This window comes from Verrucomicrobium sp. BvORR034, from assembly GCF_000739635.1.
Classification (GTDB): domain Bacteria; phylum Verrucomicrobiota; class Verrucomicrobiia; order Verrucomicrobiales; family Verrucomicrobiaceae; genus Verrucomicrobium.
This window is the reverse complement of the sequence record NZ_BATQ01000116.1, coordinates 1-8493: the sequence shown is the minus strand read 5'-3', so window position 1 is coordinate 8493 and position 8493 is coordinate 1. Positions and strand designations below refer to the sequence as shown.

Genomic DNA, 8493 nt, shown 5'->3' with positions numbered 1-8493 from the left:
TTGCCGCGAACGACCTCTGATGAGGCAACCCGACAGGTCGGGATGCCTACAACCCAGTGTGGTTGGGAGGTGAGAGGACCGGAACGGCCCCTCGATACTGCTACCAGCCAGCCGACTGCCCGCTCTCTGTCGGGCGCCAGCTCAGGTCTTGCGTCTTCTAGCCTTGTGTCTTCATCACTGGCCAATGCCTTCCATGACTTTCTCGATGACGTCCATGGAGACCTTGCTTCCCCGGCAGCCGGAGGAGTTCACGGGGAGGCAGAGCTCCACCACGGTGCCTCTTGAGGCGTCGTTGAAGGCCCGGGCCCAGCCGCCCTGGTTGTGGAGGGTCACATAGCAGGTGGCCAGATTCATGCCCAAGTACTGGGGATTCTCCTGGCGCATGAAGAACGGCGTGAAAACGGTCGAGAGCTTGGCGGAGGGAATGTTGGGGCCGGAATCGGTCACTTCCATGGCCACGTGCTCCGGAGTCTCACCGGACCCCAGGGAATGGCGGACGGCGATGTTGATGACACTGTTGGGCTGGAGGTGGTCCAGTTCGTCCTCCAGCACCAGACGCAGGATGTGGCTGAGGCGGTTCCGGTTGCACTGGATGGCGGGCAGATCCGGCGGGGACGTGTAGGAAATGGCGATGTGCTTGTCCTCGAAAAGGCCGCTGAGCTGCTCGATGACGGTGTACCAGAGCTGATTGAGATCCAGGTACTCGCCTTCGACCATTTCCTGTAGGCTCGGCACCGAGGCCAGCCGTGTCAGCGTGTCGGTGATGCGGCGCAACTGGGTTTTGGCGGACTCGTGGAGCTCAGAGAGGAAGCTCTCATCCATGCCTGCGGGGAGGGAGGCCCCTTTTCCATGGGCCTCTACTGCGAGTTGCAGATAAGTCTGAACAGGAACCAGGGCGTTGCGCAGGTGGTGGTTCATGCCTTCCGCCAGGGCTCCAAAACCGGCGAGACGGTCGGAGGCGATGAGCTGGCGCATCAGGGCGGAACGCTCCTGAAGGAGGCGTTCCTTTTCCGCCCGCAGCTGGTGGTACTCCATGGCCCGGCGCAAGGTCTGCACAAGGGCCTCAGGTTCCCAGGGTTTGCTGATGTAGTGATAAATGGCACCATCATTGATGGCGGCGATGGCCGTTGCGATGTCCGCATAAGCGGTGGCCAGAATCCGGACGATGTCGGGATATTTCTCGCGCAACTGGGTGAGAAAAGTCGTGCCCTGCAGTCCACGAAGGCGCTGGTCGGAGACCACAACAGCAATGGACTGAAAATGGCGCTCCACGATGCGCAGCCCTTCCTCGGCGCTGGGGGCTGTGATGACTTCAAAATCTTCGCCAACGATTTGCTCGAAGTACTTCAGGGAAAGCAATTCATCGTCAACGTAGAGAATCTTGCAGGAGCTCTTGCCAGAATTGGGGGGCGTCGACATTGGTCCACGTGTCACCCCATTTGCAAAATTATCAAGTGGTCAAAACATGCTCCGTGAATGCAACTGATTCCACTGGCAGGGCGACGGTCGCTTTTTCCAGGTTTGCCCGGGGCATGCGGATGGCGAACACTGTGCCTCCGCCGGGAGCGGCATCGGCGGAGATGTTTCCTCCATGAGCGGTAATAATGCGGTAGCAGACGGAGAGGCCGAGCCCGGTGCCTTCGCCCGCTGGCTTCGTCGTGAAGAAGGGATCGAAGATTCGGGAAAGGTTGGTTGTAGGAATGCCTGGTCCATTGTCCCGGATGAGGATGTCCGTGGCGGTGCCTTCACTGCTGGCGGAGATCCAGATCTGCGGGGGCGCAGAGTCGGGAGTTATGCCCGAGGCCAGGGCATCGATGGCATTTTTGAGCAGGTTGAGCAGCACCAACGTGAGCTGATTGCGATCTCCTCGCACCACAATATCCGCAGGCACATCCTCATGCAGCTGGATGTGGAACTCCTTGAGGGGCGAGGAAAGAATTCGAATCGCGCTCTGGATGGGTTCTGAGACTGGACACGCGGCGGCCATGACCGTCTCTGGATGGCAGAAGGTGCGCAGATCAGAGATGATGGTGGAGATGCGGTTGATGCCTTCCCGGATATCGGAAACGACTTCTTTGAGGGTTCCCTTGGATTCGTCGGGAAGTTTGCCAGTGCGGCGATCAAGGATGAACAAGGCGCTGCGTGCGAAGTTCAACGGGTTGTTGATCTCATGCATGATGCCGCCGGTGAGGATGCCGAGGGCGGCCATTTTCTCAGACTGAATGAGGTCCCTTTCCGCGGCACGGAGTTCGGCCAGCGTTTGTTCGAGCTCGGCATTGCGTAGGGCGACCTCCTTCTGAAGCAGGCTGGCGTGAACGAGATTGTGGACGCGGGTGTGGAACTCTGTGAGGGAAAAAGGTTTTACCATCACGTCGTTGGCGCCATTGCGCAGTGCCGTGAGACGTACGTCCTCATCGGAACGGGCGGTGACCAGCATGATGGGCAGCATGAGCGTGACCTGGCGGTCGCGTAGCTCGCGGCACAAGGAGAGGCCGTCAAGGTTCGGCATCATGTAGTCCGCCACGATCAGGTCAGGGACATGTTTGACGGCGAGCTCGAGACCCGCGGCACCATCGGTGGCCTGGATGACCCGGTAGCGGGGCTCCAGCTCGGAGTGCATGAACCGGAGCATGCCCGGCTCGTCATCAATGATCAGAACGAGCGGCAGCTTGGCGCGATCTCCTTGAACCTCGAGGTCAACCAGTGCTGAGGTTGCTGACTTGATGGATTCATCCTCCGATTCATCTGCGATCTGCAGTTCCTCGGCTTCGCGGTAAACGGACTTGATCCACTGCGCCGCATCGGAATCTCCAGCAGCCTCTTTAGGTGTCTCTGTTTTGATGGCCGGCAGGGAAGCCTCAGGGGTGGATTCGGCTGCCGCATCGTCTTCACGGGGCGCGTGTCCCACCACCAAAATGTCGCCGTTGCTGGTAAAGGGAATGAGCACGCGCATCGTCGTGCCTGTCCCTTGAATGCTCTCCGCTTCGACCCGGCCGCCCATACGCGTGGCCAGCTCCTTTACAAGAGCGAGGCCCAGACCAGTGCCGGGGTGGCGGCGGGTGACGGACGAGTCTGCCTGCCAGAACCGGTCAAAGATGAACGGAAGGTTCTGCTGGGAGATGCCGATGCCGGTGTCGATCACTTCGAACACCAGGAAGCCGTTCACCGTGTTGGTGATCAGCGTCACGCTGCCGCCTTTTGGGGTAAACTTGACGGCGTTGAACAGGAGGTTGAGAAGGATCTTCTCTAGTTTTTCCTGATCGCTGTCCACCATCTCCAACTGCTCGGGCATCTGCTGATGCACGGCCACGTCCCCCTGGCGGGCCATGTTGGTCACGGATTGAAGAAGTCTTCCCGTGAAGAGCCGGAGTGAGAAACGCTGATGCGAGATGCGCATGCGGCCGACATTGGCGCTGGCGAGATCAAGCAAGTCGTTGATGAGCTTCAGGAGGCGCAGGGCGTTCTGATAGATCCCGGTCAGCTCTTCATGCAGCATGGAAGGCGGGGCGCCGCCGTTTCCGCCTTGCTGAGAGCCTGCCGGATAGAGACGCTGCAGCCTCTGCAAGGGGGCGATCATGAGCGTGAGCGGCGTGCGCAACTCATGCGTGATGTTGGAGAAGAAGTCCGTCTTCAGGCGGTCCATCTCCACGAGTTGGAGGTTCTTCTGCTCCAGCTCGGCCTGATTGTCTGCCAGGCTGTAGCGGGAGATCACTTCATTGCGCCGGATGCGCTGGTGCACATGGCTTCCTGAAATGACGACCACGCTGTTCATGATGAGGAACACCCCATTGCTGAAGAACTGGCCGAAGGATCCCTCAGGGGCGGTGGCGCTGCCAATGTGGGGCAGGGTCGCTGCGAGGTAGATGGTCATCGTGATGGCCACGGCCAGCACGCTCTCTCGAAAGCCCCATTGAAAGAGAAAGGCAAAACCGACGAGACACAGTGTGAGCCCAGAGTAGTAGGGCGACCCGGGATCACCCGAGCAGAAGATCATGTAAGCAATGCCTACTGCGGGCAGCAGTGGCACCATGAGCATGAGCGCCGGATAGTGCCGTCGGCCAAATGCGGTATTGCTGGTGAACATGAGCCCGATCTCCAGCAGGGCCACCGCACTCCGAAGGACGAAGAAATGATGCCAGAGATGCGGGTAGGTGAAGTGGTCCAGAGTGGACGCACCCATCATCAAGACCATGGCGATCCACGCCAGGGTCTTGACGTTCTTGAGTGTAACCTCCTGGTTTTCCTGTTGCCAACGGGCTTCCCATGCGGGTCGCATCGTTTCCCCATTGGGCGTCGTGGGCGTGGCGATGTCACTCAAGGTCGGGCTCGGGTGGCGCCATGGCCCATTCAGGAGGGACGTGGCGCGGTTGAAGTCTGACGATCATCAGGGATGAATGGAGCGTCAACCGGTTTGCGCATGGTGAGGAAAATCTCCACACCATCTGGGGAGTACATCGTATGGCTTGTGGCACCATAAGATTCGTCCACAGCGAGTGACGCGACCGTTGGTTCGTCACGATAGATGAGCCGCCAGTCGAGGACATAGTCCATGAAGCCCTTGATGGGGTTGGACGGGGCAAAGTTGCTGACGACCATGACGGCACCGGGGGCGGCCATGTGCCAGAAGATCTCCAGCAGCCGCTTGCACACGCGGTCTGAAAGGTAATCGAAGAGACCTGCGCAGTAGATCACGTCATAGTGGCCCCGCTGGAGGAACCCTGAACGCATCAAACGGGGCTGGGTGACGAGGCGACTGCCGTGAGCGAGCATCTGGTGCACGGAGAACTCCCGCACATTGACATTCACATGGCGACCTCCGTCCGTCATGGCGGCTTCAATCTTGCTCTGGGCGTGGCGGACGGTGTCCGGGTTGAAGTCGAGCAGGGTGAACTCAGTCTGTTCACTCAAGGGATCGTGACGGACAAAGTGCTGGGTCTCACGGGCCGCGCCGCAGCCCAGGCTAAGTACCCGGGTGGGACGACCTGAGCCGATGGAAACGCGGGTGACCTCGCGACGGAGCACCCCAACCAGGTGGGACACGCGGTGCCGGTAGGCGTCCCCAGCGGCGCTGCGGATGACCCAGGCATTGATCATCTTGGCGAAGAGCGATTTGCCCTCGAACGGATCATCCAGCATGCGGTTCATCACGCCGAAGTCCCCGGGATAACCCAGAGGCTTGGTGAAGCAGCGGTGGATGAACGGCGCACAGAGCATGATGGGGTGGAGGCTCGCGCGCACATACTCAGCGTGCAGGCTCATCAACTCCTCCGATACGGATCCAGCCTGGGCCTCGAACGCTTCAAAGGCACGATTCATCGCGGGAGTGAGAACGCGGAGCAGGCGCTCCAGCGTCTCCCGGCTGACGGTGTGGCCGTGGCCGGTGGTGTGATGCCAGGAAAGTTCCAGACCGTCCAGCCAGCCGGAGAGTTCGCCGAGGAATGCCGTGGCGTCTGCGACCGCCAGGCGGAATTCAGCAGTGATGTTCCGGGTGGCCCGCCAGCGATCAATGAACCCCTGGGCGGCTTCATCCAAGGCCTGTGGCTGGGAAGCTTGCGGGGTGAGCCCGCTCTTGATCCAGTCTCCGTGAAGGTCGATTTCGCCAACTCGATTGGATCCTGTGGAGATGACGCTGTTGAGCTTGCCGGTGCCGTCATAGGCAAGTTGTTCGCCCACCCATACCTGCACGGACTTCAGGGCGAGGCCGGACTCCAGCTCCTGAGTGGGATCATAAAGCTCGACCTGAACAAGGTGGCGGCTCAAGCGCAGCACTTTGGCCTCGATGCGTTGGCCTGATTCCAAGTTGAGCACCATGCGGTTTTCCGCATGGACGGTTGGCATGCCGCCGCGCCAGAGGTCCACCAATTCGTGCTGGCGACGGGTGAAATGAGGGGTGGGCTCCAGCGTCGCCAGTTGATGGCGTGGCTGATGCGAATAGTCGGCAGACTGAATGTTGCGGCTGACAACGCTGATCAAATCATTCAGCTCGAAAGGCTTGAGCATGTATTCCACGGCACCCAAGTGAATCGCTTTGCGGGCGATTTCGAGGTCGGCATGGCCGGTGAGAATCACGACCGGCAGGGCAGGGTACAGTTCTCTGAGCTTCTTCAGTCCCTCAATGCCGTTCGTTTGAGGCATCTGGTAGTCCAGAATGACGGTGGCGGGCGGGGTGCGGCGCGCCTCGGCGAGTGCTTCGTCCACGGAGGCGACGGCGCAGACGCGGCAGGTGCCGGTGAGGGCCTTGCTCAGAAGGTCACGGTGAGATTTCTCGTCGTCCACCACCAGAACAAGGCTGGCGGCAGGAGTGGATGACCCGCTTTTGGCGGCCAGAGGCTCGTGTTGGGGCTGGATTCTCATGGCGGTGCTGGATGCTTCCGCAAAAGAACCACAATCGAAATAATTTGGCAAACCTTATATTCTAGTTTTCTTGAATACTTATATGTCTAAACTATATGGATTAGTTAAGAATTTGTGATAAATCGGTTCCATTCACATTCCGCTGGCAAGGACCCCCGCTGCTTGCATGGTGATGGCTCAATGAAAATTGGCCTTGCCCAGATCAACACGACGGTTGGCGACTTCGCGGGGAACTCCGCACTCATCCTGAAGGCCTACCGCGAGGCGGTGGCTCAAGGGGCACAGATGGTGATCACGCCGGAACTGGCGATGACGGGATACCCGCCACGTGACCTGGTGCATCGGTCCCGATTTGTGCCGGGTAATATTGAGGCGCTGCGTCAGTTGGCGGGCGGAGTGGGCTCGGTCCCAATCATTGTGGGCTTCGTGGACGTGAACGAAGGGGCTGGGAAGCCGTTCCGGAATGCGGCGGCCGTCCTTCAGTCCGGGCAGATCCAGCAGGTGGTGGCCAAGACGCTCCTGCCCACGTACGACGTCTTTGATGAGGATAGGTATTTCGAACCGGAGGAGCGCCTGGCTCCGGTGGTCATCGACGGAGTCAGGGTGGGGGTGACCATCTGTGAGGACATCTGGACGGACGACTACCTGCCGCGCCGTCTCTATGATGTGGAGCCGCCGATTGAGCTGGCGAAGCAAGGGGTGGACCTGCTGGTGAACCTGAGCGCTTCGCCTTTCAGCCTAGGAAAGCCGACGATCAGAGAGAAGATGCTGGGTGAACTGGCGGCGGAAACCGGAGTACCGGTGGTGTATTGCAACGCCGTGGGCGGCAACGATCAGCTCGTGTTCGACGGGAACTCCCTGGTGATCGGGAAGGATGGAGAGGTCCTGGCTCGGTTGGCCTCGTTTGCCGAAGAAGTGGCGGTGGTGGATGTGTTCACCGGAGCGGGAGCGAAGGCCTCGGAGCCCAAGGTGGTGGCCGAGGAACTCTATCAGGCGCTGGTTCTGGGGCTGCGCGACTACGTCACGAAGTGCGGCTTCAAGTCGTGCGTGCTGGGGCTCAGCGGCGGTATCGACTCCGCCCTGGTGGCGGTGCTGGCGGCGGAAGCGCTGGGACCGGCGAATGTCCTGGGGGTATCGCTTCCCAGCGTCTATTCTTCAGAGGGCAGCAAGGACGATGCCCGCGAGCTCGCGGAGAAGCTCGGCATCCAGTACGAGACCATCCCCATTCAGCCCGTCTTTGAGGCACTGAAGGGACAGACCAAGGAGGTCTTCGCCGGGAAGCCGGAGGATGTCACGGAGGAGAACATGCAGTCCCGCATCCGTGGGGTGATCCTCATGTCGCTCTCGAACAAGTTTGGCCACCTGCTTCTCACCACGGGCAACAAGAGTGAGATGGCGGTCGGCTACTGCACGATCTATGGCGATATGTGCGGCGGGCTCTCGGTCATCAGTGATCTGCCCAAGACAAGAGTTTACGAGGTCTCGCGCTGGATCAATCGCGAGCGGGAAATCATCCCCTGGGCGAGCATTGAGAAACCGCCGAGTGCCGAACTGCGCCCAGATCAAAAGGACCAAGACACCCTGCCGGAGTATGACGTGCTGGATGGCATCTTGGAGCTCTTTTTGGAGCAGGGGCGGTCCATTGCCGAGATCGTGGCCCGCGGCTATGATGAAGAACTGGTCCGCTGGATCCTGCGCCGGGTGGATCTGAATGAGTGGAAGCGCCATCAGGCCGCACCAGGGCTCAAGGTGACCTCCAAGGCATTCGGGATGGGGCGGCGGATTCCCATTGTGCAGAGGTTCCGGGAGTAGGGGGGGGCGCTTCACGCTCAGTTGGCAGTGGGCAGTGGGCAGTTGGTGTCTCACACGAAGGCACAAAGAGGGCCTGTGATGCCTCCGGCATCGGCTGGCATCACAAGATGCGGGTCAGATCATCCGAAGCAACATCCCGGTCGAGAAGCACCCCTCAAACACCTCGACTTCGCGATGAGGGATTAGTTTTGGACTGAGGCTGACTAGCCAGAGCCAGTTCCTTGGCGGCCACCCCAAACGTGGCGGTTGGTTCGTTCTGCCAAGGAACCCGGGGAGACTGACATGGAGGTGTAGAGGGCGGAGGGGAGAAAGCGGATGCTGTCGGCC

4 protein-coding genes are annotated in these 8493 nt (G+C 60.1%); 1 reads left to right on the top strand and 3 read right to left on the bottom strand.

Annotated elements, in window-relative coordinates; translation table 11 throughout:
• Positions 1–174: 174 nt before the first annotated feature.
• The 3 genes from BV034_RS19115 to BV034_RS19105 are packed head-to-tail and all read right to left on the bottom strand — an operon-like array spanning position 175 to position 6354.
• Entirely contained in the window at positions 175–1419 is a 1245-nt protein-coding gene (locus BV034_RS19115; RefSeq protein WP_050028595.1) for a hybrid sensor histidine kinase/response regulator, read from the bottom strand.
• Positions 1420–1450: 31 nt separating this feature from the next.
• Positions 1451–4318, bottom strand: a complete 2868-nt coding sequence (locus BV034_RS19110) for an ATP-binding protein (protein ID WP_050028594.1) — start codon at positions 4316–4318, stop codon at positions 1451–1453.
• A 29-nt stretch (positions 4319–4347) separates the two neighbouring features.
• Positions 4348–6354: a response regulator gene (locus BV034_RS19105; protein ID WP_050028593.1), complete on the bottom strand. Its 2007-nt coding sequence runs from the start codon at positions 6352–6354 to the stop codon at positions 4348–4350.
• Positions 6355–6534: 180 nt separating this feature from the next.
• Between BV034_RS19105 and BV034_RS19100 the strand changes: the two genes are divergently transcribed.
• The gene (locus BV034_RS19100) at positions 6535–8166 is read left to right on the top strand and encodes an NAD+ synthase (protein WP_050028592.1); all 1632 of its coding nucleotides are present in this window, start codon (positions 6535–6537) and stop codon (positions 8164–8166) included.
• The last annotated feature ends 327 nt before the right edge of the window (positions 8167–8493 follow it).